The 23,239-nt window shown below is 56.1% G+C and carries 20 protein-coding genes; all 20 read right to left on the bottom strand.

Annotation, left to right across the window (positions count from 1 at the left end; translation table 11 throughout):
* Positions 1-241 precede the first annotated feature (241 nt).
* Positions 242-997: an elongation factor P 5-aminopentanone reductase gene (ymfI, locus tag C8P63_RS11435; RefSeq protein ID WP_108024271.1), complete on the bottom strand. Its 756-nt coding sequence runs from the start codon at positions 995-997 to the stop codon at positions 242-244.
* Between the two features lie 59 nt (positions 998-1,056).
* Positions 1,057-2,346 carry an EF-P 5-aminopentanol modification-associated protein YfmH gene (gene yfmH / locus C8P63_RS11430; RefSeq protein WP_108024269.1) on the bottom strand — a complete coding sequence of 430 codons (1,290 nt, stop codon included), beginning with the start codon at positions 2,344-2,346 and terminating at the stop codon, positions 1,057-1,059.
* Positions 2,333-3,628, bottom strand: a complete 1,296-nt coding sequence (yfmF, locus tag C8P63_RS11425; protein ID WP_108024355.1) for an EF-P 5-aminopentanol modification-associated protein YfmF — start codon at positions 3,626-3,628, stop codon at positions 2,333-2,335. Before yfmF ends, yfmH begins: the two co-directional genes overlap by 14 nt.
* A 593-nt stretch (positions 3,629-4,221) precedes the next feature.
* Positions 4,222-5,157 carry an ABC transporter permease gene (locus tag C8P63_RS11420; protein ID WP_108024267.1) on the bottom strand — a complete coding sequence of 312 codons (936 nt, stop codon included), beginning with the start codon at positions 5,155-5,157 and terminating at the stop codon, positions 4,222-4,224.
* Positions 5,150-6,217: an ABC transporter permease gene (locus C8P63_RS11415; RefSeq protein ID WP_108024265.1), complete on the bottom strand. Its 1,068-nt coding sequence runs from the start codon at positions 6,215-6,217 to the stop codon at positions 5,150-5,152. Before C8P63_RS11415 ends, C8P63_RS11420 begins: the two co-directional genes overlap by 8 nt.
* Positions 6,217-7,740, bottom strand: coding sequence for an ABC transporter ATP-binding protein (locus C8P63_RS11410; RefSeq protein WP_108024263.1), 1,524 nt, complete (start codon positions 7,738-7,740; stop codon positions 6,217-6,219). The genes C8P63_RS11415 and C8P63_RS11410 overlap by 1 nt, the downstream gene beginning before the upstream one ends.
* An 83-nt stretch (positions 7,741-7,823) precedes the next feature.
* Entirely contained in the window at positions 7,824-8,864 is a 1,041-nt protein-coding gene (locus C8P63_RS11405) for a BMP family lipoprotein (RefSeq protein ID WP_108024261.1), read from the bottom strand.
* Between the two features lie 263 nt (positions 8,865-9,127).
* The gene (locus tag C8P63_RS11400; RefSeq protein WP_108024259.1) at positions 9,128-11,461 is read right to left on the bottom strand and encodes an FtsK/SpoIIIE family DNA translocase; all 2,334 of its coding nucleotides are present in this window, start codon (positions 11,459-11,461) and stop codon (positions 9,128-9,130) included.
* Between the two features lie 93 nt (positions 11,462-11,554).
* Positions 11,555-11,767, bottom strand: coding sequence for a YlzJ-like family protein (locus tag C8P63_RS11395; RefSeq protein WP_108024257.1), 213 nt, complete (start codon positions 11,765-11,767; stop codon positions 11,555-11,557).
* A complete protein-coding gene (locus C8P63_RS11390) occupies positions 11,764-12,555 on the bottom strand; it encodes a ClpP family protease (protein WP_108024255.1) in 792 nt (263 codons plus the stop codon). The genes C8P63_RS11395 and C8P63_RS11390 overlap by 4 nt, the downstream gene beginning before the upstream one ends.
* A gap of 72 nt (positions 12,556-12,627) precedes the next feature.
* The gene (locus tag C8P63_RS11385) at positions 12,628-14,307 is read right to left on the bottom strand and encodes a ribonuclease J (RefSeq protein ID WP_108024253.1); all 1,680 of its coding nucleotides are present in this window, start codon (positions 14,305-14,307) and stop codon (positions 12,628-12,630) included.
* 175 nt (positions 14,308-14,482) lie between these two features.
* Positions 14,483-15,376 (bottom strand): 4-hydroxy-tetrahydrodipicolinate synthase, encoded by an 894-nt coding sequence (gene dapA / locus C8P63_RS11380; protein ID WP_108024251.1) that lies wholly within the window; start codon positions 15,374-15,376, stop codon positions 14,483-14,485.
* A 45-nt stretch (positions 15,377-15,421) separates the two neighbouring features.
* Positions 15,422-16,657 carry an aspartate kinase gene (dapG, locus tag C8P63_RS11375; RefSeq protein ID WP_108024248.1) on the bottom strand — a complete coding sequence of 412 codons (1,236 nt, stop codon included), beginning with the start codon at positions 16,655-16,657 and terminating at the stop codon, positions 15,422-15,424.
* Between the two features lie 13 nt (positions 16,658-16,670).
* Positions 16,671-17,702 carry an aspartate-semialdehyde dehydrogenase gene (locus tag C8P63_RS11370; RefSeq protein ID WP_108024246.1) on the bottom strand — a complete coding sequence of 344 codons (1,032 nt, stop codon included), beginning with the start codon at positions 17,700-17,702 and terminating at the stop codon, positions 16,671-16,673.
* A gap of 110 nt (positions 17,703-17,812) precedes the next feature.
* Positions 17,813-18,415: a dipicolinate synthase subunit B gene (locus C8P63_RS11365; RefSeq protein WP_108024244.1), complete on the bottom strand. Its 603-nt coding sequence runs from the start codon at positions 18,413-18,415 to the stop codon at positions 17,813-17,815.
* Positions 18,416-18,418: 3 nt separating this feature from the next.
* A complete protein-coding gene (dpsA, locus tag C8P63_RS11360; RefSeq protein ID WP_108024242.1) occupies positions 18,419-19,312 on the bottom strand; it encodes a dipicolinate synthase subunit DpsA in 894 nt (297 codons plus the stop codon).
* Positions 19,313-19,521: 209 nt separating this feature from the next.
* On the bottom strand, positions 19,522-19,770 hold the full coding sequence (locus C8P63_RS11355; protein WP_108024240.1) for a YlmC/YmxH family sporulation protein: 249 nt from the start codon (positions 19,768-19,770) through the stop codon (positions 19,522-19,524).
* A gap of 663 nt (positions 19,771-20,433) precedes the next feature.
* Complete coding sequence (gene dut / locus C8P63_RS11350; RefSeq protein WP_108024351.1) at positions 20,434-20,865, bottom strand: dUTP diphosphatase; 432 nt, start codon at positions 20,863-20,865, stop codon at positions 20,434-20,436.
* A 4-nt stretch (positions 20,866-20,869) separates the two neighbouring features.
* Positions 20,870-22,126, bottom strand: coding sequence for a M16 family metallopeptidase (locus tag C8P63_RS11345; RefSeq protein WP_245920851.1), 1,257 nt, complete (start codon positions 22,124-22,126; stop codon positions 20,870-20,872).
* 90 nt (positions 22,127-22,216) lie between these two features.
* The gene (locus C8P63_RS11340; RefSeq protein WP_108024238.1) at positions 22,217-23,206 is read right to left on the bottom strand and encodes a polysaccharide deacetylase family protein; all 990 of its coding nucleotides are present in this window, start codon (positions 23,204-23,206) and stop codon (positions 22,217-22,219) included.
* Positions 23,207-23,239 lie beyond the last annotated feature (33 nt).

The following is a 23,239-nucleotide window of genomic DNA, read 5'->3' as shown; positions in this document are numbered from 1 at the left end:
TCGCTATGCACTCACAGAGCACAAGTCTCGCCTGGGTCGCTTCTCTCCCCGGTCTCGCTATGCTGTCCTGCAGGGAGGTGGCACTGTCCGCTCCAAATCGTCCCGGGCAGGGGCAAAACGCCTTTGGATGCAACACAGTGAAGCTTTTGCCCCTGAAGCCCTTGCCGGCTGTCTCCGCCATCGCCATTCAAACGCTTCCCTTCTTCTGTGCCTGACAAGGGGAGTGCCTGTCGTGCTTTTCTTAAGGATACCAGCCTCCGTTGACATGGATCACCTGCCCGGTGACATAACCCGCTTCCCTTCTGCAGAGCCAGCCAATCATGGCAGCCACATCTTCCGGCTCCCCCAGACGTCCCGACGGAATCCGTCCGGCCAGTTCCTCTTTTTCGGCATCGGATAACTGTTCATTCAGCATATCCGTCCGGATCGCACCTGGCGCGACGGCGTTCACGGTGATTCCGGATGGGGCCGTCTCCTTTGCCAGTGAACGGGCCATGGCGTTGATGGCTCCTTTTGCCGCTGAATAAAGCACTTCACCCGCTCCGCCCGACTCCCCCCAGATCGAGGAAAGCAGGATGATCCGTCCGAAACGCCGGCTCACCATGTCCGGCAACACTTCCTGGATCAGGTGGTAAGCCCCTCTCACGTGGGTGTCCATCACCCGATCGTATTCCTCCCCGGTCACATCCTGGAAGAAGAGGCTGTTCCCCGCCACTCCCGCATTGTGAATCAAAAGGCTTGGCCGGCCCAATTCCCGGGTCACCTCATCCAACATCCCTCTCACATCGGAGCGGGATCGGACATCGGAGCGGTAGGCCGAGGAACGGACTCCGTACGCCCGGCATCCTTCGGACACGCGTTTTGCCTTCTCTGCGGAACTGCGATAGGTCAGAGCCACATCCGCTCCGGCGGCGGCCAGATGAAGGGCAATGGCGGCACCGATGCCCCGGCTTCCCCCGGAAACCAGGGCCACTTCCCCCGACAACGGTGGGTGCATGTTGCGTTTCTCCTTTCATCAAAAAAGCGTGCCGGAAGGCACGCCTTTTACACAGAGTGTCAATCCCCTTCAAGAGGGCGGACAATGGAGGCGGCAAAGCAATCCCAGTTGACATGCTCATTCAGACGGCGGTTCACCTCGGAGACCTTCAATCTCTCCAGCAAGGGAATGATGTTGAACAGATCCGTCCCCCTGAATTTGTAGCTGGTGAACTGATTGGCAATCCATTCCGGGGAGTTGTAATACCGGAGGTAAGTACCCAGCTTCTTCTTCCGGATGCGTTCCACCACCTCTTCGGGGATCCCCGCTTCGGCGATGCGGGGCAATTCTTCACGGATCCGGCCGAGGAGGGCATCCGGATCGGGGGTGTCCCCTCCCGCCATGGAAAACCCGTACCCTTCTTCCAGATTGTAATCGTAACCGAAATGGTCATCGATTAAGCCCTCATCGTACAAAGCCTGATACAGGTCGGAGCCCTGACCGAAAATGGCTTCCAACATCACTTCCGTCGCCAGTTCCTGTCGGACAAGATCATCTCCGGTCAAGCCGGTCCGGCTTTCCTTGAAACCGAACAGACACTTGGAAATCCCGACCGACAGGCTCACTTCTTTTTTCTGCTCCGCCACCTGGAGTGGTTCATCCGGGTAAATACGGCGGATTTCTCCCTGGGAGTCGTAGGATTTTCCTGCTTGGTTTTGACGAACCAGTTCCATGATGTCTTCCGGTTCAATCGGCCCCACCACGAACAGCAGCATGTTGCTCGGGTGGTAAAACGTTTCATAACAAGTGTAAAGTGTCTCCTTGTCAATCTTGGCGATCGACTCCACCGTACCTGCAATGTCGATCTTGACAGGGTGGTTTTGGAACATGGCCTCGATCAAACCGAAATAAGAACGCCAGTCGGGGTTATCGTCATACATGCGGATCTCCTGTCCGATGATCCCCTTCTCTTTTTCCACGGATTGATCGGTGAAGTACGGATTTTGCACGAAGTCAATCAGGGTGGTCAGGTTCTTCTTTACGTTCTCCGTACAGGAAAAGAGATACGCCGTCCGCTCGAAGCTGGTAAACGCGTTGGCGGAAGCCCCCTGGTTGGAGAATTTCCTGAAAACGTCCCCGTCAGGTTCCTCAAACATCTTGTGTTCCAGAAAGTGGGCGATTCCGTCGGGAACCCGGACCTCCTCTTTCCCCGGAGGAATGAAGTGGTTATCGATGGAACCGTACCGGGTGGTGAACGTCGCATACGTTTTGTTGAAACCCGGTTTGGGAAGCAGGTAAACCTGCAGGCCGTTAGGGAGTTTCTCAAAGTGGAGCGTTTCCTTCAGCTGTGTGTGTTCAAGCTTTTTCATTCCCGACTCCCCCCTTATCCCTCAGAAAGTAAATGGTATCCAACCGGACTTTTCCGGCAACCGCCTTCACCTGGTCCGCGGTGACCCGCTGGACCTCATCGATCATTTGATCCAGAGGACGCTTGCGACCGCTCAGCATGCCGTGATAGTGGGAATCGACGAGGTCATGGGCCCGGTCCTGCCGCTCCTTCAGCTGGTTGGTGAGCATGGCCCGGGTTTGATTCACTTCGGCGTCGGTGAACTCCCCGCGCTCCATCAAGTCAAACTGCTCACGGATGATATCGACGGCTTTTTGATAGTTGTCGATCTCAATACCCGACTGAACGGTCAGAATCCCTTTGTGGCTTTCCAGCCGGGAAGCCGCGTAATAAGCGAGGCTGGCCTTCTCCCGGACATTGATGAACAATTTGGAATGGGGGAATCCTCCGAGAATCCCGTTGTACATCTGCAGGGCCGGGTAGTCGTCGTCCGCCAGGGTCACCCCGGTCCGGCATCCCATATTCAGTTTCCCTTGGTTCACATCCAGCCGGTCGACCACTTCCCGGACTTCTCCCGCCCCCTCCCGGACAGCCGCCGGAGAGATCTCCCTGCGTGCGCCGTTCCCCGAGGGGAAGTGGTTCTCCACCAATCTCACCGCCCGGTCGGTGTCCAGGTTTCCCACAAAATACAGATCGATCGGCCGACTGCTCAACAACTCTTGGTAGTATGTATAGAGGTTTTGGGGATCAATGGCATCCAGATCCTGCAGACGGCCGTGGTTAAAGAGAGCATAAGGTTCCCCCTCGCACATTTCTTCCACGCAGCGGTGGGCGGCAAAACGGATTTTGTCGTCCATCAGGCTCTCGATTTTCTGTCTGAGGTTTTTCTTTTCCGCTTTGACGTAGCTTTCCCGAAAGGCTTCTCCTTCGGTCACCGGCTGGTGCAAAAGCTCACCCAAAAAGGCCGCTCCATCGTCCAGCAAGGCGTCCGCCTCCGACAGGTAAGCGGCATCAGGCAACTCCAGTCCCATTTGGAGGATATGTCGTTCCCCCCGTTTGAAAACGTCGCCAAACATGTTGGCTCCATAGAGTTCATCCAGTTTCCGTTTTAATTGAACGGTGGAAGGATAAGAACGGGTTCCCCGCTGAAGAACACTCGGAAGGAGCGCATGCAAGGTCACCGTTTCCGGAGAAAGCTCCTGCTGCACCATGGCCACCATCATATGGGTCTTGAATTTATCCGTGGAACACACGTGAACCCTCAGGTTCCCCACGTCCACTGTTTCAAAACGCAATTCAGTCACATCCACACCCCGTTTCCCAATTCTGATGTTTCCTTTCGGGACGGAAGACGCTATACCAGTTGGTAACGGTTTTCGCATCCAACAGCTAAATTGTACCAAAAACGAAAGGGCCATGCGAGGAGGAGCCTCTCCTCGAAGCGTTGGACAGTGCCTGCATCTCTGCAGGACAGCACAGCGAGACCGGGGAGCGCAAGCGACCCAGACGAGACTTGTGCTCTGTGAGTGCATAGCGAGACCGGGGAGCGCAAGCGACCCAGGCGAGACTTGTGCTCTGTGAGTGCATAGCGAGACCGGGGAGCGCAAGCGACCCCAGGCGAGACTTGTGCTCTGTGAGTGGAGCCGGAGCGGCTTTGGGTACATGCTGCCGCTCACTTTTTCACAACACTTCTCGTGTCTGTCCGTATAAGAAAGAAAGACCCCTGCTTGATAGTATGACGGTTTTGGACGGAAATGTTTCGCATGATCAAAACCTCGGCTCATGATTCTGAAGCTCGTTCCCCTTTTTCCTTCCAGACCCGGAGCCATGGTACTCCGAATCGTGGCGGTTACAACAAAAACGCCCCTCCCCGAAGAGAAGCGTTTTTGTCATCGGTTCAACGTCCGCCCGTTTCATAAGGTTTGCCAATGGCGGCCGGGGCTTCCGCCCGCCCCACAAAACCGGCCAGGGCCAGAATGGTGAGGATATAGGGCAGCATGTTGAGCACTTCACTGGGTACGTACGCAGTCAAACCGAAGATTTGACCGATCAGGGCCAGGGACACGGCAAACCCGAAGAAAGTGGCGGCCCCGAAGGCACCGAAGGGATGCCATTTTCCGAAGATCAACGCCGCAAGGGAGATAAATCCATGCCCCGCCACCGTGGTCTCGTTGAATTCACTGCCGATGGCGATCGAAAGTCCGGCCCCTCCCGCCGACGCCAAGGCACCGCTGATCAGGACGGCAACATATCGCATGCGGAAAACATTCACTCCCATGGTCTCCGCTGCGCGGGGATGCTCCCCGACCGCGCGCAGGCGCATTCCGAAGGGAGTTTTATACAGGATGTAATAGGAAAGGAAAACGACAATCACCGCGAGATAAGTGGTCGGGAACGCGTTGAACAGCGCGGGACCGATCACCGGGATCTGATCCAGCCCCGGGATGGGCAGCCGCTTGAGCGTCTCGGGTACCGATGGGGTTTGGGCCGCTCCGTCATACATGGCCTTCACCAGGTAGACGGAGACCCCCAGGGCCAGAAAGTTGATCGCGACCCCGCTCACCACCTGATCTGCCCGGAAGGTGACGGAGGCGATCGCATGGGGAAGCGCCATCAACACTCCCGCCGCCACGGCGGCCAACAATCCCACCCACGGGCTGTGGGTGGCCAGGGTCACAACGGCCGCCGTAAACGCGCCGATGGTCATCAACCCTTCCAGACCAATGTTCACCACGCCGGAGCGTTCCGAGTACAGCCCGCCGATGGCGGTCAGGATGAGCGGTGTCGCGTAGAGGACCGTGGTTTGAAGGACATTGGTGAGGACATCAAGCATCTTTCGTCACCGCCTTCTTGCGGAACTTGGTACCGGCCCAGCGGACAATGTTGGCCGCAACGAAAAAGATGATGGCGGCGAACACGATCCGAATGACCTCATAAGGAACACTGGCTTCAAATTGCATGACGCTTCCTCCGTAGGTCAGGATCCCGAACAGGGATGCCGCCAACAGAATTCCCACCGGGGAGTTGGCCCCGAGTAGAGCGACGGCGATCCCGTCAAACCCGATCCCGGTGTGAGAACCGTGGATGGAGAGATACTCGGCGGTTCCGAGCAACTCGGTGGCCCCGCCGAGCCCGGCGAAGCAACCGCTGATCATCATGGACATCACCAGATTTTTTTTGACGCTCATCCCCGCATATTCAGAGGCCTGGGGGTTGAATCCGACGGACCGCAATTCAAATCCCCAGGTGGTTCGCCAGAGAAGGTAATACATGACAAAAGCGGCCGCCAGAGCCAAAAAGAGACCCAGGTGGATGCGTGCATTTCCAAAGAGGGAAGAGAGAACGTCCCATCTCAGGGAAGCGGACTCCGGAATCTTCTCCGTGGAGTCGGAACCCGCGGACAACCAATTGCGAACCAAGGTGTTGGCGAGGTAGAGGGCGATGAAGTTCAGCATGATGGTGGTGATCACTTCATGCACGCCGCGCGTCGCTTTCAGAAAACCGGGAAGAAACGCCCACAACGCCCCTCCCACGGCCCCCGCGATCACGGCGACGATCACGTGCACCACCGGTGGAAGGTCCAGTTTCAACGCCACGATGACCGACATCAACTGACCGATGATGAACTGCCCTTCCACCCCGATGTTGAAAAGCCCCGTCCGAAAAGCCAATCCCACCGAAAGTCCGGTCAGGATGAGGGGGGTGATAGTCCGGATGGTCTCCCCGATGTCATAGGGCATCAAAAAAGCGCTGGTGAAAAGGGCGATATAAGCTTGAATCGGATTATACCCGGCCACCAACATCATGACCGCCCCCACCAGCATGCCCAGGATCACGGAAACGATCGATGTCAGCAACGGGGACTGCCGCATCTGTCGTTGTTGCACCTGCATTATGACTTCACCTCCGCGCCGGACTTGCCGCCGGCCATCAACAGTCCCACTTCTTCTTCGGCAGCGGTGGAAGGATCCACCCAACCCGCGATTTTCCCTTCGTAAATCACCGCGATCCGGTCACTCAGCTTCAACACCTCATCCAGTTCCAGCGACATCAGAAGAACCGCCTTTCCTTTGTCCCGCTGTTCGATCAGCCGCCGGTGGATGAATTCGATCGCGCCGACGTCCAACCCCCGGGTGGGTTGCGCAGCGATCAACAGATCGGGGTCACGTTCCACTTCCCGGGCGATGACCGCCTTCTGCTGGTTCCCTCCGGAAAGGGCCCGGGCAGGGGTGTGGATGTCCGGAGTGCGAACATCGTATTCTTTGACCAGCTTTTCCGCATGCTCTTGAATTTCGGAATACTGAAGACGAAATCCCTTGGCGAAGGGGGGAAGGTTGTAGGTTTGAAGCACCATGTTTTCCCCGATGGAAAAGTCCAGGACCAGGCCCCGGCGGTGCCGGTCCTCCGGAATGTGCCCCACCCCGGACCGCGTCACTGAACGGGGCTTCAGATTGGTAATATCCTTGCCGTTTAACCGGACACGGCCCGACTTCGTTTTTCTGAGCCCCGTGATCGCTTCCAGAAGTTCTGTCTGTCCGTTGCCGTCGACGCCGGCAATTCCGACGATTTCCCCGGCCCGGACTTCCAGATCAAGGCCTTTGACCGCATCCGCCCCGCGGGAATCGGCCACCCGGAGATCACGGATCGAGAGAACCGTCTCACCCGGCTCACGTTGTTCTTTTTCGACATCGAAGGAAACCTCCCGTCCGACCATCATCGAAGCCAACCGGTTTTCGTCGGTTTCCTTCACCTGGAGGGTGTCGATGGTTTTCCCCCGTCGAATGATGGTCACCGAGTCACAGACCCGCATGATCTCCTTCAGTTTGTGGGTGATGAAGATAATGGTTTTTCCCTCTCTGACCAGGTTGCCCATGATCTCGATCAATTCGTCGATCTCCTGGGGTGACAGAACCGCCGTCGGCTCGTCGAAAATCAGAATGTCGGCACCCCTGTACAGGGTTTTCAGAATTTCCACCCGTTGCTGCATCCCGACGGAAATGTCCCGTATTCTGGCCCGGGGGTCCACACGAAGACCGTAGCGGTCGGAGATTTCCTGAACTTCTCTTTCCGCCTTCTCTCGGTCGATCCTTCCTTGAATGGTCGGTTCGCTGCCCAGAATAATGTTCTCCGTAACCGTGAAGGGATCCACCAGCATGAAATGTTGGTGGACCATTCCGATTCCCAGTTTCCCCGCCATGCTGGGACCGGTGACGTGAACTTTTTCCCCCTTAATCCGGATTTCCCCTTCATCAGGCTGGTACAGGCCGAAGAGAATGTTCATCAGGGTCGATTTTCCCGCTCCGTTTTCCCCGAGCAGGGCATGGATCTCGCCTTCCTTGACCGTCAGATGGATGTTGTCGTTCGCCACGATCCCGGGGAAGCGTTTGGTGATGCCTTTCATTTCGACGACATTCATGGGGATCCCCCTTCTCTGTTACCGGCGAAAAGGGCTAGCGAATGCTAGCCCTTTTCGGCCCGGTCCACTGAAATGTTGTCTGGTTATCCCTTAAAATCCTTCAGTTCTTTTTCGGTGGAAGGGACCTCGATCTTTCCGTCGATGATCTGTTGTTTGTAGTCCTCCACTTTTTTCATGACTTTCTCCGGAACGTGCTTGTCGGTGTTCTCGGCCAGACCCACACCGCCTTCCTTCAATCCGAGTTGCACCTCTTTGCCGCCGGGGAATTGATCGTTCTCTTTTATGTCTTTCATGATATCGAAGACCGCCACATCGACCCGTTTCACCATGGAGGACAGCGTGTGGTCCGGAGCCAGTCCGGACTGGTCCATGTCCACCCCGATGGCCCAGTACTTCCCTTTTTTCCGGGTCTTCACTTCGTCGAAGAGACCTTTGCCCACCCCGCCGGCGGCATGAAAGATGATATCGGTCCCGCCGTTGTACATGTTGGCGGCCAGCGAGCGCCCTTTGGCCACATCAGTGAAGCTTTCCGCGTAGGCCACCGTCACTTTGGCATCCGGGTTCACCGCTTTCACTCCGGCCCGGAAGCCGGACTCGAATTTCTTGATGAGAGGCGAGGTGATGCCTCCGATGAAACCCACTTTGTCCGATTGGGTCATGGATCCCGCGATCACGCCCATCAGGAAGGAGCCTTCCTCCTCCTTGAAAGTGACCGCCACCACATTTTCGGGAATGTTGCCGCCCAGACTGTCATCGACGATGCCGAATTTCTGATCGGGGAATTGTTTTGCCACATCGGGAATCGCCTTGTTGAACTTGAATCCGATTCCCCAGATGATATCCCGTTTTTCCCGGGCAAATTTGGTCAGATTGGGAATATAGTCATCATCCCGTTTTGATTCCAAGGGTTTGATATCCGCACCCAACTCTTTTTTGGCTCTTGTCATCCCTTCCCAGGCCGTCTGGTTGAAGGACTCATCGTTGAGCCCCCCGGTATCGGTCACCAGGCCGGCGGAAAAACCCTCTTCGCCGTTTCCGCCACCCTGATTACCGGCGGTGCCGCAACCCGCTGTGATGACGAGCAACGCACAGAGAAGCAAAATGCCCCAGGATTGTTTGCCCATAAACTAAAACCCCCTTGAGTGTTTTCAAACAGTGGGCAGACCGGAATAGACAATGAGACCCCCGTGAAACCGCGTTACCTAAAGTGGTGAAAAGCGCTTTGGGTAAACCAAAAACGGCCAATCACGTCCGGGCTTTGTCCCTCGGCGGATCCGATTCCCATTTCTTTTCATTTCCGGGTGTCTGAAGGCTTCTCCCAGTCCCTTTTCTGTTATACCATGCAACCTTTCAATTGGCCACTGTTTTGTTGAAATCAGGTGAAACTCTAAACGGAAATATTGTGTTTGGAAAGCTGTTCCGATGTCATCAGCACCTCCCGCGGTTTACTGCCCTCATAAGGGCCGACGATCCCCCGCTGTTCCATGTAATCGATCAGACGGGCGGCACGGGTGTAGCCCACTCGGAGGCGCCGTTGAAGGAGGGAGACGGAGGCGGTTTTGGCTTCCACCACCAACTGCACTGCCTGGGGGAAGAGTGCATCTTCCACTTTCTCCCCCCCGCCACCGCCCTCCTGTTTCTCGGGGATCATTTCTTCATGATAGCGTGCCTGTTGCTGATCCTTCACGTATTGGACCACGGACTCCACCTCCTGATCCGAAACGAAGGAACCCTGCACCCGGATCGGTTTGGAAGCCCCCGTGGGAAGGTACAGCATGTCCCCCCGACCCAGAAGTTTTTCCGCTCCGCCCATATCCAAAATCGTCCGGGAGTCCGCGGAAGAAGAGACACCAAAAGCGATCCGGGAAGGAATGTTCGCCTTGATCACGCCGGTGATCACATCCACCGAGGGACGTTGGGTGGCGATGATCAGATGAATCCCCGCGGCCCGGGCCATCTGAGCCAACCGGCAGATGGCGTCTTCCACATCGGCCGGGGCCACCATCATCAAATCGGCCAGCTCATCCACGATGACCACGATATAGGGCAGGGTCCGTTCTTCCTCCCCCTTCTCACGGATCAGCCGGTTGTACCGCTCGATGTCCCGGGCCCCGGTCTCCGCAAACAATTCATACCGTTTTTCCATTTCGGCGACCACTTTCTTCAATGCAACAGCGGCCCGGCGGGAGTCGGTCACCACCGGGGACAGGAGATGGGGAATGCCGTTGTAGATGTTCAGCTCCACCATTTTGGGGTCGATCATCATGAATTTGACTTCATTGGGTTTCGCTTTGTACAGGATGCTGCAGATGATATCATTGATGCAGACACTTTTGCCGGAACCGGTCGCACCCGCCACCAGCAGGTGAGGCATTCGGGACAAATCCCCGACGATGGGTTCCCCGGAAATGTCCCGCCCCAAGGCGATGGAAAGTTTGGAGTCCGCCTCGTGGTACTGAGAGCTTTCCAATACATCCCTCAGCCCCACAACCGAGGTTTCCGGGTTGGGCACTTCGATCCCGAGAGCGGCTTTTCCCGGAATCGGCGCTTCGATCCGGATATCTTTGGCCGCCAAGGCAAGGGCGATATCGTCCGCCAAATTGACGATCCGGCTCACCTTCACCCCCGTGTCCGGCTGCACTTCGTACCGGGTCACCGCGGGGCCCCGGTGGATCTGAGTCACCTTCGCCTTCACCCCGAAACTTTCCAATGTGGTTTCCAGTTTTTTGGCGTTGTCCGCCATTCCTCTCCGGTCCTGGTTGTTCCCGCTTTTCTTCGGCTTTCCGAGGAGGGTGAACGGAGGCAAACGGTACTCGGGAAGATCCCGGTCTTTATTGAATTGAACCACCACAGCTCCCTTCGAGTCCTCCTCAACGGATTTTCCGGAACTGCGGGGCTCCGTCGCAGCCGGTTCCGGTTTAACCGGCTGCCGGGTTTGCGGCGGAAAGAGCTCCTGTTGTTCCGACCAATCGGTTCGGCGGGTCTCCTCTTCCTTTTCGGAAAAGTCATGAATCACCGGAATATCCGAAGGCTCCCTCGGATCCGCCACCGGCCCTTGGTCTCTCTTGGGGCTCTTCCTCCGCTTCCCCCCGGCGGCTTTTTTTCGGTTATTTGAATACCGCCGGGACAGTCGGAACTTCCACTCCGCAACAAACTCCTTCCACCGTTCCCTCATAGAACGGAGGGTGTTGACATAAGAGACACCCGTGGCCAGGATCCCTCCCGCCAAACCGAGAGCGATGGTGGCCAGGGTGGAACCCGTCCGATCAAACAGAAAATGAAACAAGGCATAACCCAGGGCTCCGATCATCCCGCCCCCGATATCGGTTGGAAGGCGGGAATTCTTCTCTTCCAGAATCCGCTCCCAGGTGACGGAAAGGATGGGGCCGCCCCGGCCGCGTGCTTCCAAGGTGTCGAAAGTGTCCATATGGTTCCAGATGAGAAACGCCAGAATCAGGAGCAGGATTCCCGTCCAGCGGGCGGACCATCGGTTTGGCCACTGACGTTTGACCATGATGCGGACGGCGAGGATGAGCCCGCCAAGGGGAAGGAGAAAATCCCAGTTCCCAACGAAGAAGCGGGACAGGTAACTCAGGGAACGCCCCACCGCTCCCATTCTGGCCATCGCCATCAACGCCAGCGTCAAGATGACGATTCCGTAAAGTTCAAAAAGGATCGCGTTCGAAAGTCTTTCGGACGATTTTTTCTTTTTTTTCGCCATAACCGACCCCCTTTTCTGTCCAAACCGTGCCTGTCTTTCCATTATAACATGGAAAGACCCTCCAGTAATCAAACCGGAGGGTCAAAGCCGGAGTCAGGGTTGGACATGAATCCTCGCCCCCGGCTGATAGCGGGAATCGAGATAGTGCCGGGGATCGGTGGAGAAGAGGCGCACGATCCGACCTTCCCCCGAACCTGTCATCTCCACTAACATCGAAACCCCTTCCACTTCGACTTCACGGGTTTCGGGTTCTTGGGAGGGGTCGACCCAGGCGAATTCTGCGGGAATGACGGAGTAGTGGATCATTGAACCACGCCGCCCTGCCGGTTGAGTTCAATCCGCCGGTTCAGTTCCGCCAGAGCGTCCCCCAATCCGCCGACACGGTCGATCAGCCCGTAATTCACGGCATCCGATCCGATGACGTTGGTTCCGATGTCCCGCGCCAGTTCCCCCGTGCGGAACATCAATTCCCGGAATTGTTCTTCACTGATGTTGGAGTGTTGGGCGACAAAACGGATGACGCGGTCCTGCATCTTCTCCATGTACTCAAAGGTCTGCGGCACTCCCACCACCATCCCCGTCAACCGGACAGGGTGAATGGTCATGGTGGCTGTCTCGGCGATAAAGCTCATGTCTGCGGAAACCGCGATCGGAACCCCGATGCTGTGTCCTCCTCCCAACACCAGGGAAACCGTCGGTTTGCTCATGGAGGAAATCATCTCGGCGATCGCAAGGCCCGCCTCCACGTCTCCGCCGACAGTGTTCAGGATGATGACAACCCCTTCGATGTTGGGGTTCTGTTCGGCTGCCACAATTTGCGGAATCACGTGTTCGTATTTGGTCGTCTTGTTCTGGGCGGGCATCACCAAGTGTCCTTCCACTTGCCCGATCACCGACAAGCAGTGGACGTTGGATTGCATTTGGGGTATGTTGGTCTGGCCCAGTTGCTGGATCGCGTCGACGATCCCTTTTTTCTTCGGATCTTCCTTTTTCTGCGGTTCCGTTCCCGGTTGCTGTCCGGGAACGGGGGTGCCGGGAGGTTGTCCCGCAGGGTTGGTTTGCGGCGTCAATTCGGTCTTATCGTTCATACTCATCCCCCTTCCCTCTCTAGTATGCGAAAGGGGGGCTGTTCCCATGCAAAAAGCCCCCGTTCAGGGGGCTCATGTTCAGACTTCCATGATAATCGGCAGGATCATCGGACGACGACGGGTCTTATCATACAAAAACCGGCTGAGGGCATCCCGGATGCTCGTCTTGAGCGACGCCCATTCGCTGACCCGTTCATTTGCACATTTTTCCATCGTTTGGGTGACAATGCGGTTGGCTTCTTCCAGCAGTTTTTCTGATTCGCGCACATAGACGAAGCCACGTGAGATGATATCGGGTCCGGACAAAATTTTGCCGTTGTTCTTTCCAAGGGTGACCACAACCACCAGAATGCCGTCCTGGGACAGCAATTTCCGATCGCGAAGAACGATGTTCCCCACATCTCCGACACCTAATCCGTCAATCAGGACATTGCCCGTCTGAACTTTGGATCCGTAGCGTGCTTTTCCGTCGGAAAACTCCACCACATCTCCGTTATCACTGATGAAGATATTCTCCGGACGAATACCGACGGACTCGGCGAGTTGGCCGTGAGCCCGCAACATACGGTGCTCACCGTGAATCGGGATAAAATATTTCGGTCTCATCAGATTGAGCATGAGTTTCAGATCTTCCTGGGAACCGTGGCCGGATACGTGAACACCGTGCTGGGAAGTGGTGCTGTAAACCACGTTGGCCCCGACCCGGAAGAGTTGGTCGACCGTTTTGGAAACCAGTTTTTCGTTGCCGGGAATCGGAGTGGCAGCCAAAACCACCGTGTCCCCGGGCAGAATTTCAATCTTGCGGTGGGCGCCGTGGGCCATCCGGGTCAATGCCGACATCGGCTCCCCCTGACTCCCCGTCGAGATCACCGCCACCCGGTGGGCGGGCAGACGATTAATCTCGTCGGGATCGATCAAAAGGTCGGAGGGAACCCGGAGGTAACCGAGCTCCATACTGATGTTGACCACATTGACCATGCTGCGTCCCACGACCGCCAGTTTGCGGTTGTGCATATGGGCGGCGTCCACCACCTGTTGAATACGGTGAATATTGGAAGCGAACGTCGCCACAATCACCCGTTGCTTGGCTTTGCGGAACACGGCTTCCAGCGCTTCACCCACCGTCCGTTCCGATCCCGTGAAACCGGCCCGTTCCGCATTGGTGCTGTCGGAAAGAAGGCACAGAACCCCCTTCTTTCCGATTTCTGCCATTTTATGCATGTCTGCGGCCTGTCCGTTCACCGGTGTCATGTCAAATTTAAAGTCACCGGTGTGAACCACCCGACCCTCCGGCGTCTCGAGGCAGACTCCGACTGAATCGGGAATGCTGTGGTTCGTCTTAAAGAAGGTCGCCCTCATCGAACCCAACTTCACTTCCGAACGGTTGTTGATCACAACCCGCTTGGTTTGGTTCAACAGATGGGCTTCCCGCAACTTGTGTTCCACCAGACCCATGGTCAGTTTTGTGCCGAACACCGGCACGTTCAATTCCTTCAGGATGTAAGGAAGGCCGCCAATATGGTCCTCATGCCCGTGCGTTAAAAGAATTCCGCGCACTTTATCGCGGTTTTCAATCAAATACGTGATATCCGGAATCACGACGTCGATTCCCAGCATCTCTTCTTCCGGAAACATCAGGCCGGCGTCCACCACCGCGATGTCGTCGCCGTACCTCACCACATACATATTTTTCCCGATTTCATCCAACCCACCGAGAGCAAAAATGGACAATTTGCTTCGTGAGTTGTTTTTTGTCAAAAAAAATTCCTCCTGTACCCTATTCAGTTGTCGATCACCCAAAAACCGCACAAGTCACTTACTGATATTATACACGAACCATTTGATCCGTTGCAAGAAACCCCATGCGAAAATCCTTCCAGAGTGACGGTGGTGAAAAACCGGGCCCGCGAGGGCCCGGTTTTTCACCACCGTCTCATTTGATTACCTGCATCGTTTGAAGAATCGTTTGCATATGGGTTTTTTCCGCTTGGTTCAACGGAACCATCGGCAGACGGACGTGGTCTTCGCACACCCCCATCAAAGACAGGGCGTATTTCAGGGGGGCCGGGCTGGACGTCATGAACAGGGCGCGCCACAGGGGAACGATCCGCCGCTGAATCCGTCCCGCTCTTTCCACATCTCCGCCGATAAAGGCCTCGATCATTTCTTTCATTTCCCGTCCGACCACGTGGCTCGCCACGCTGACGATCCCGACGCTGCCGACGGAAAGGTAAGGAACCGTCAGCTCATCCATCCCGCTGTAGACGGCCACACCTTCCCGCTTCCGCTCCACCAATTCCATCACCTGAACCAGATCTCCGCTGGATTCCTTGATGAGGCTGATGTTTTCCACTTCGTGGGTCAGGCGGACCATGGTGTCCACACCCAGGTTGACCGAACTTCGTCCGGGAATGTTGTAAAGCATGACCGGGAGGGATGTGGACTCGGCCACCGTCCTGAAATGTTGGTATAACCCTTCCTGCGTCGGTTTGTTGTAATACGGAACCACCAACATCACTCCGTCCACACCCGTTTCTTCCGCTTCACGGGTCAGCTGGACGGAGGCATCGGTGTTATTGGTCCCGGTCCCTGCGATAATCTTGACGCGACCATCGGCTTGCCGGACCGCGCGCCGAAACAGATCCAGCTTTTCCTGATGGCTCAGTGTCGGTGACTCCCCCGTCGTTCCCGCAATGACGATGGAGTCGGTCCCGGTTTGAATCAGATGGTCGATCACGGAATCGACACGCGGCCAATCAATGGCCCCATGATGGGTCATGGGAGTGATCATAGCAGTCAGCAGTCTACCAAATTGCACGACGTCCATCCCCCTAGTCTCCCGATCTATCCTGTAGATCTGTTTTCTTTTGGTTTAGGAATTGGTCACATGGACCTTATGAAGATCGAACTTGCGGTGGAGGGAGCGGACCGCTTTGACCATGTGGTTCCCCGGAACCAAAACCCAGATGGTCGTATGGGAATCGGCGGACTGAAGGATTGGGATATCCTCTTCCGTCAAGGCTTCGGCAATCTTGGACATCACACCGGGAACACCCGCGATGCCGGCGCCCACAACCGAAATTTTGGCGCACCCGCGCAACAGTTCCGGCTCCAGCTCCATCGAACGGAGAATTTCCTCCGCCGCATCCGCCACATGGTCGTAAACGGTGTAGATCACCCCGCTGGGATTAATATTGATAAAATCCACACTGATGCCGTTCTCCGCCATCGCTTTGAACACCTTCAGCTGGAGGTCGTATTGGTCTTCCTTGGCCGGCACTTTGATCTGAGTCACATTGGCCATCTGGGTGATGCCCGTGATCAGACGGTCGCTCACTTCCCCCGCCAGTTTGTTCTTTTCATGGGTGCTGGAAACGAGCGTCCCGGGGTGATCACTCATCGTGGAACGCACCCGAATGGGAACATTTGTCTGCATGGCCAGTTCCACCGCACGGGGATGGATCACTTTGGCACCTTGAAAAGCCAGGTTGCAGATTTCTGTATAGGTGACCGCCTCCAGTGGAGCAGCATCTTCCACGATCCGGGGATCGGCCGTCATGATGCCTTCCACGTCGGTGAAAATATCCACCATATCGGCATTCAGGGCAACCCCGATGGCCGTCGCGGTGGTATCGCTCCCCCCGCGTCCCAGCGTGGTCACCTCTCCATCGATGGTCTTTCCCTGATAACCGGCCAGGACCACCACTTTTCCCTTCTCCAGTTCGCTTTCCACCCGGCTCGGGTTGATGGTGAGGATCTGGGCGTTATTGTACTGGTTGTTGGTGATGATACCGGCCTGCCCCCCGGTCAGTACCGTGTTGGGGATGCCTTCCTTGTTCAGCAGGCTGGACAGAGTGGAAGCGGAGATGATTTCCCCGCAGGACAGCAGCAAATCCTGTTCGCGCGGGGACAGGGATTGCCCGTTTTCCTCAATCCAATGGAGGAGGGTGTCCGTCGCATAGGGATCGCCTTTTCGACCCATCGCGGATACGACAACAACAACGTTGCAGCCTTCATTCAAAGCCTGGCGGATATGATGAACCACCCGTCCCCGCCGTTCCGGAGTGGCGACGGAAGTTCCGCCAAACTTCTGTACTCGGATTTTCATGGAACATTCCCTTCTACTCGCGGACAAGATGTTCGGCAATCTGAACGGCGTTGGTGGCGGCCCCTTTCAGAAGGTTATCGGAGACCACCCAGAGGTTGAGTCCCTTCGGATGGACGGTGTCCTTCCGTACCCGACCGACGAAAACTTCGTCCCGACCGGCGGAATCGAGCGGGGTCGGATACACCTGGTTGTGGATGTCGTCTTCGAGGATCACCCCATCCGCTTCGCGGAGCGCTTGGCGCACCTCTTCCAGATCAAAATCCTTTTTCAACTCCACGTAGATCGATTCACTGTGTCCACGCTGGACCGGGACCCGGACACAGGTGGCGGTCACGCCGATCTGTTCGTCGCCGAAGATCTTTTTCGTTTCGCGTACCATCTTCATTTCTTCCAGTGTGAACCCGTTTTCCTGGGCAACGTCGCATTGGGGAAGGGCATTGAAAGCGATCTGATAGTGTTTGTCAAGTTTGCCCACCGGCATGATCTTCTTCACCACTTCCCGGCCCTCCAGCACAGCCCGGGATTGTTCGTTCAGCTCCTCCATGGCTTTCGCTCCAGAACCGGAAACCGCCTGGTAGGTGGAAACGATCACCCGGTCAAAGCCGAAGCGATCATACAGCGGTTTAAGAGCCACCACCATCTGGATGGTGGAACAGTTGGGGTTGGCAATGATACCCTTGTGATGTTTGATCTCTTCTTTGTTCACCTCGGGAACGATCAGGGGAACTTCCGGGTCCATACGGAAAGCGTTGGTGTTATCGACGACAACGGCTCCCCGCTTCACTGCTTCGGGAGCGAACTTCTCACTGACGCTTCCGCCGGCGCTGAACAAAGCGATGTCCACCCCTTCAAAAGCCTCCGGCGTCGCTTCCTGCACGGTCACTTCGCCGCCGTTGAAGCGGACTTTTTTGCCCGCGGAACGCTTCGAGGCCAAAAGCCGAAGGTCTTTCAGCGGAAAAGAACGCTTTTCCAGGTTACGCAGGATCTGTTCTCCGACCGCCCCTGTCGCACCCAAAACCGCAACAGTTGCTTCTTTTACAGGCATGTTATAAATCCCCCTCATTTGAGTCGGCCAAAAAGTTATGAGGGCCTTCGTTCACGAATGAAGGAAGGCCTTCGTCCTCTTTTGAAATTCTATCAATGCATCATTCTCTATTATGAGATTAAATCGCGGTATTTTTCAACTATCAAAGGCTGGATCTGACGGCCGTTGATGGCCGACTCGACAGTCTCAGGGATTAATTCCATGCGTGCAACCAAGGAATTCGGCTTTTTTTCGGGTGAATCCTGTCCGAAGGGAACAAAATAAATGTGTCGGGCCGGAAGCAGGCGGGCCAGGTTGGCCGCATTCAAACCGAGGGCGTCGTTGGTGGATATCGCCAAAACCACCGGCCGCTGGTTCCTCATTTGCGCTTTGGCAGCCATCAGGACCGGTCCGTCCGTCAGCGCATTGGCCAGCCGGGCCAGGCTGTTGCCCGTGCACGGAGCGATCAACATACCGTCCAGAAGCTTTTTGGGGCCGATGGGCTCCGCTTCCGGCACCGAAGTGATGATCTTCTCCCCCGTGATTTCCTTGATTTTCTTCAGCCAATCCGCCGCATCGCCGAACTTGCTGTCCACTGTCTGAACGGTGTGGGAAAGGATCGGGATCACCCGGGCCCCCAATTCAACCAGACGTTTCATCTGGGGAAGTGCTTCGTCGTGGGTGCAGTGGGAACCCGTCATCCCGAATCCGATGGTTTTCCCTTCCAGATTCATGCTTTAAGAACCCTCCTCTTCGAGTTCTTCCGACATCAGCCGGGTCATGGTCTGGGCCAGAATCCGGCCAGCGGTCTTGGAAGCGACAATTCCGGGCAGGCTGGGAGCCAGCAAGGCCTTGATTCCCCGTTTTTCGGCATATGTGAAGTCCACTCCCCCCGGTTTCGAAGCCAAATCAATGATCACTGCGCTGTAAGGCATTCGGTTCAACACTTTGGCGGTCACCACCAGGGCGGGAACCGTATTGAACAAAAGGTCCACATCCCCGGCGTGCCGATGGAGGTCCTTCATGAAAAAAGGCGAGAGACCCATCTCCTCCGAGCGGGCCGCCTGATCGGTCCGGCGCACCCCCATCTTCACCCGGGCACCCAATGCCGCCAACGTCCTGCCGAGGGTCATTCCCACCCGCCCCAGACCCAGTACGGCACAAACAGACCCGTGGATCGTGATGTTTGTGTGCTGGATGGCCATCATCAGAGCCCCCTCCACCGTGGGGATGGAGTTGTATATCGCCACGTCGTCCCGTTTCAGGAGCTCCACGAGCCGGATGGAATGTTGATCACAAAGATTTTTTAAGTATGATTTCGCGATCCCTGTGTAAACCATGGCACGGGACGTCAATGAAGCGATATGTTCTTCCGACAATGCCAGTTTTTTTGTCGTGAATATACTGCTGACATATCCTTCTTCGTCAGTCCCCAGGATGGGCAAAATCAACATATCCACGGTCTTTAAAAGGGAGGGAGTCAGTTCCCGGTTGCTGGCTCCGCTGAATGGACTCTGCAAATTGTCAAACCCGATGAGACTGACCTTGGCATTTTGTTCAATGCAGCTTTTGATCACTTCCAATTGTCTGGCGTCGCCACCGATAAAGGCCACGTGTTTTCCTGTCAACATTTCGCCTGAATGACCCCTTTCCCGGGGGAGCACCCCTTGGCGGCGGGGACCTCTCCCTATGGGAAGTCGCCGCTTTCTCCTGCATCATATGTCAGGACTTCCGCTTCGGTTACCGGAAGCCCCGTCTCCTTTCGGGTATCCATGCAAAATAAAACGGGCGGGGGCGATGGGCCCCTGCCCGCGGCCGTCATGTCGGCCGGAATCCTGAATCATTTGTAAAAGAAGCCGTTCCCCCGTTCCACGATCACCATTTCGGGACCGATCTTTTTGATGTGGCTCCAAATGACTTCCCGGACCTCCTGTCTTTTTCCGAACCAGGAGGAGCCGACAGGCAACAGCATGGACCGGATCTCCCCCGTCTCGGGGTCGATGAGAAGATCCGCCTGCCCCACCGAACCGATCCGCTCGCCCCCTCCCACATCGATCAGTTCTTTTTCCGCAAACTCGCTCCAGCGCATAAGAACTCCCCCTTACCAGATATTATCGGAGCAGGGACGAACTTATGCCGGAAAGAAAAAAACGCCCCTTCCACAACCAGAACGTTTTTATCTTTTCGGCGCGGTATGGATCTGGGAATGTCCAATCGGGCTGACGGACCGGAACACTTTAGAAGTGTTGTGAAAAAGTGAGCGGCAGCATTCACCCAAAGCCGCTCCGGCTGCACTCACAGAGCACAAGTCTCGCCTGGGTCGCTCACTCCCCGGTCTCGCTATGCACTCACAGAGCACAAGTCTCGCCTGGGTCGCTCACTCCCCGGTCTCGCTATGCACTCACAGAGCACAAGTCTCGCCTGGGTCGCTCACTCCCCGGTCTCGCTATGCACTCACAGAGCACAAGTCTCGCCTGGGTCGCTCACTCCCCGGTCTCGCTATGCACTCACAGAGCACAAGTCTCGCCTGGGTCGCTCACTCCCCGGTCTCGCTATGCACTCACAGAGCACAAGTCTCGCCTGGGTCGCTTCACTCCCCGGTCTCGCTATGCACTCACAGAGCACAAGTCTCGCCTGGGGTCGCTTCACTCCCCGGTCTCACTATGCACTCACAGAGCACAAGTCTCGCCTGGGGTCGAAATCACAACGCTTTTAGGAGGATTGTGCAGGACGGGGCCCCTCCGGGGGCTGCTTACTTTCCGGTATGCCCGAAGCCTCCGGCTCCCCTGGGGGTGTCCTTCAGGTGTTCGGTCTCCCGGAGGCGGACGGGGGCCACCTCCTGAAACACCAGCTGGGCGATTCGATCCCCCCGACGAACCGGAAATGGCTGTTTCCCCAAATTGTGAAGGAGCACGGAAACCTCACCCCGGTAATCCGCATCCACGGTTCCCGGCGCGTTCAACACCGTGACCCCGTATTTCAATGCCAACCCGCTCCGCGGGCGCACCTGGGCTTCCAGCCCCTCGGGCATCTCCAATGCAAAGCCCGCCGGAATCAATTTCCATTCTCCCGGTTCCAAAAAGAATTCTTCAGGGATCGCCGCATACAGATCGAATCCACTCGCCCCGTCCGACATTCTGGTGGGAAGGGGGAGATCTTCATTTCCGGGCAACTTCCGGATCATGACGTCAAACCGCAAGAGCGTCCCTCCTGTACGCCGGGGGAACGGTTCCACCCGGTGAAATCACCGACAAGGCCAGCGGGTGGGAAAAGATCGATCGGGCCGCTTCCAGAAGGTCTTCCCGGGTGAGGCTCTCCACCGCTTCCACCACTTCGTCCATCGACTTATGCCGGCCCAAGAGCAGTTCGTTCTTTCCCAACCGGCTCATCCGGTTGTTGGTACTCTCCAAGCTCATCATCAGACTGCCTTTCAGCTGTTCTTTCCCCTTGGCGAGCTCTTCCGCAGTGATCCCGTGATTGCGGATTTCATCCAGAATCCCCAATATGACTCGGATCACTTCGTTTTCCTGATCCGGAGACGTACCTGCATAAATGGTGAAAAGACCGGTATCGCTGTAGGCACTGTGATAGGAATATACCGAATAGGCCAGCCCCCGTTCCTCACGGACTTCCTGAAACAGACGGGAACTCATGTTCCCTCCCACCAGATTGTTCAGCAATATGTAGGAATAAATCCGCTGATCGCCGGCCGGAATCCCGGGAAGCCCCAAACAGATATGGGATTGTTCCGTCTCCTTTTTCTTAACGGAAATTCCCCCTGTGAATTCCGGTTTCACTCTTTCGGAAACCGCCGGCCCGCCCTGGAAGTCGCCGAAATGAGCCTCAATCATGTCCAGGTAGTTTTCGGGAAGGTTTCCCGCGCATGCAATCACCAGTTCCTGCGGGCGATATCGCCGACTTTTGTAGTCCAGCAGGAGCGACCGGTCAAACCTCCGGAGGTTTTCGACACGGCCCAAAACAGACCACCCGAGAGGGTGGCCCTCCAGGGCGACGGAAGAAAGTCGGTCGTGAACGACGTCATCCGGCGTGTCCTCCACCATGCGGATCTCTTCATCCACCACCTTTTGCTCCTTCCGGATCTCTTCCGGGTCGAAAAGAGACCTGAAAAACATGTCCGCAAGCACATCGACGGCGATCATCAGATGTTCGTCCAGCACCTTTGCATAATAACAGGTGATCTCCTTGGAGGTGAAAGCATTGACCTGCCCTCCGATTTCATCAAACGTCTCTGCCAACTGGCGGGCGGTCCGATTTTCTGTTCCTTTAAACATCATGTGTTCCAAAAAATGGGAAATCCCGTTGTTCTGCCACGTTTCATACCGGGATCCGGTGCCGACCCATAAACCGAAAGCGACGGACCGGACATACGGAATGGACTCGGCCACCACGCGAACCCCGTTGGGGAGAGTATGTTTCAGAATCACCGTAATCCGAATTCCTCCTCGTCCCATGGACATGTCATCGCTGTGTCATCTCAACGATGTTAGGAATGGCCGCAAAGCATCCCCACTATATCAAAAGGTCCCGATCGGCTCAAGACGTTCCACCCGGTTTGGAGAGAGCACCTCCCCCACCGTGCCTAATCTTAATCCCTTTTCCTTGATCGTGCTTATGATTTGAGGAAGAGCTTCCACCGTCCTCCCTGTCGGGTGCATCAGCACCAAGCTGCCTTTGCTGATGTGATTTCGGATTCGTTGGATCATCCATTGCGGTGTGGAACTTTCTTTCCAGTCCACCGTATCCACGGTCCACAGGACCGTTTTCATCCCCATCCGATGAGCCTCCTCCAGAACGTTGCGATTGAAGTCCCCGGCGGGAGGGGCGAAATAAACGGAACGGACTCCCAACCGGCCGACCAGATCTTCGGTTTTCCGGATTTCCGACCTCACCCGTTCCCTGGAAATACGGCTCATCAACGGATGGCTGTAGGCGTGATTTCCCACCTCGTGCCCTTTCTGAAGAATCTGTTTGGCTTCGGCGGGATGTTTTTTCAACCAGGACCCATCCAGAAAAAAAGTGGCGGCGACCCCTTCTTCCTCCAGGATTTTCAGCATTTTCGGGAGGTATTCGCTTCCCCACGCCACATTGATCATCAGTGCCGCCATGGGCTTGTGTTCATTCCCCCGATAGATCGGTTGCGCCCCCAGTTGATCCAGGTTCACCCGCGCCGGAATTTCCCTGTAAACCCAAGGAATCGACTTCTTCTTTTTCTGTTTGACGGCCAGACGATACGTGACTTCCTGGTCCACCTCCAGTCCGTTGTAACCCGGGATTGCCTTCCAAACCCGGTCCACCCGGGCATCCACCGGAGGTTCATTTCGAACACGGGCGCCACTTTCAATCAGATCCCTCCACTCATCGTTCCGGTGGAACGGCTTAAAAACCGGCTCCGCTGTTCCCTTTTTGACTGCTTTCACGTACGCCGTCACCGACGGGGAATAAACCCCCAGCCACACCAGGGGAACCGCCAGGATCAGCCACCATGTAAATCTGCCACGTCTCACGGATCAAACACCTCGGCATCCTCGGTCAGATGC

Source organism: Melghirimyces profundicolus (assembly GCF_003054245.1).
Classification (GTDB): Bacteria; Bacillota; Bacilli; order Thermoactinomycetales; family DSM-45169; genus Melghirimyces; species Melghirimyces profundicolus.
Note: the sequence above shows the minus strand (reverse complement) of the source record. Positions and strands in the feature narration are given on the sequence as shown.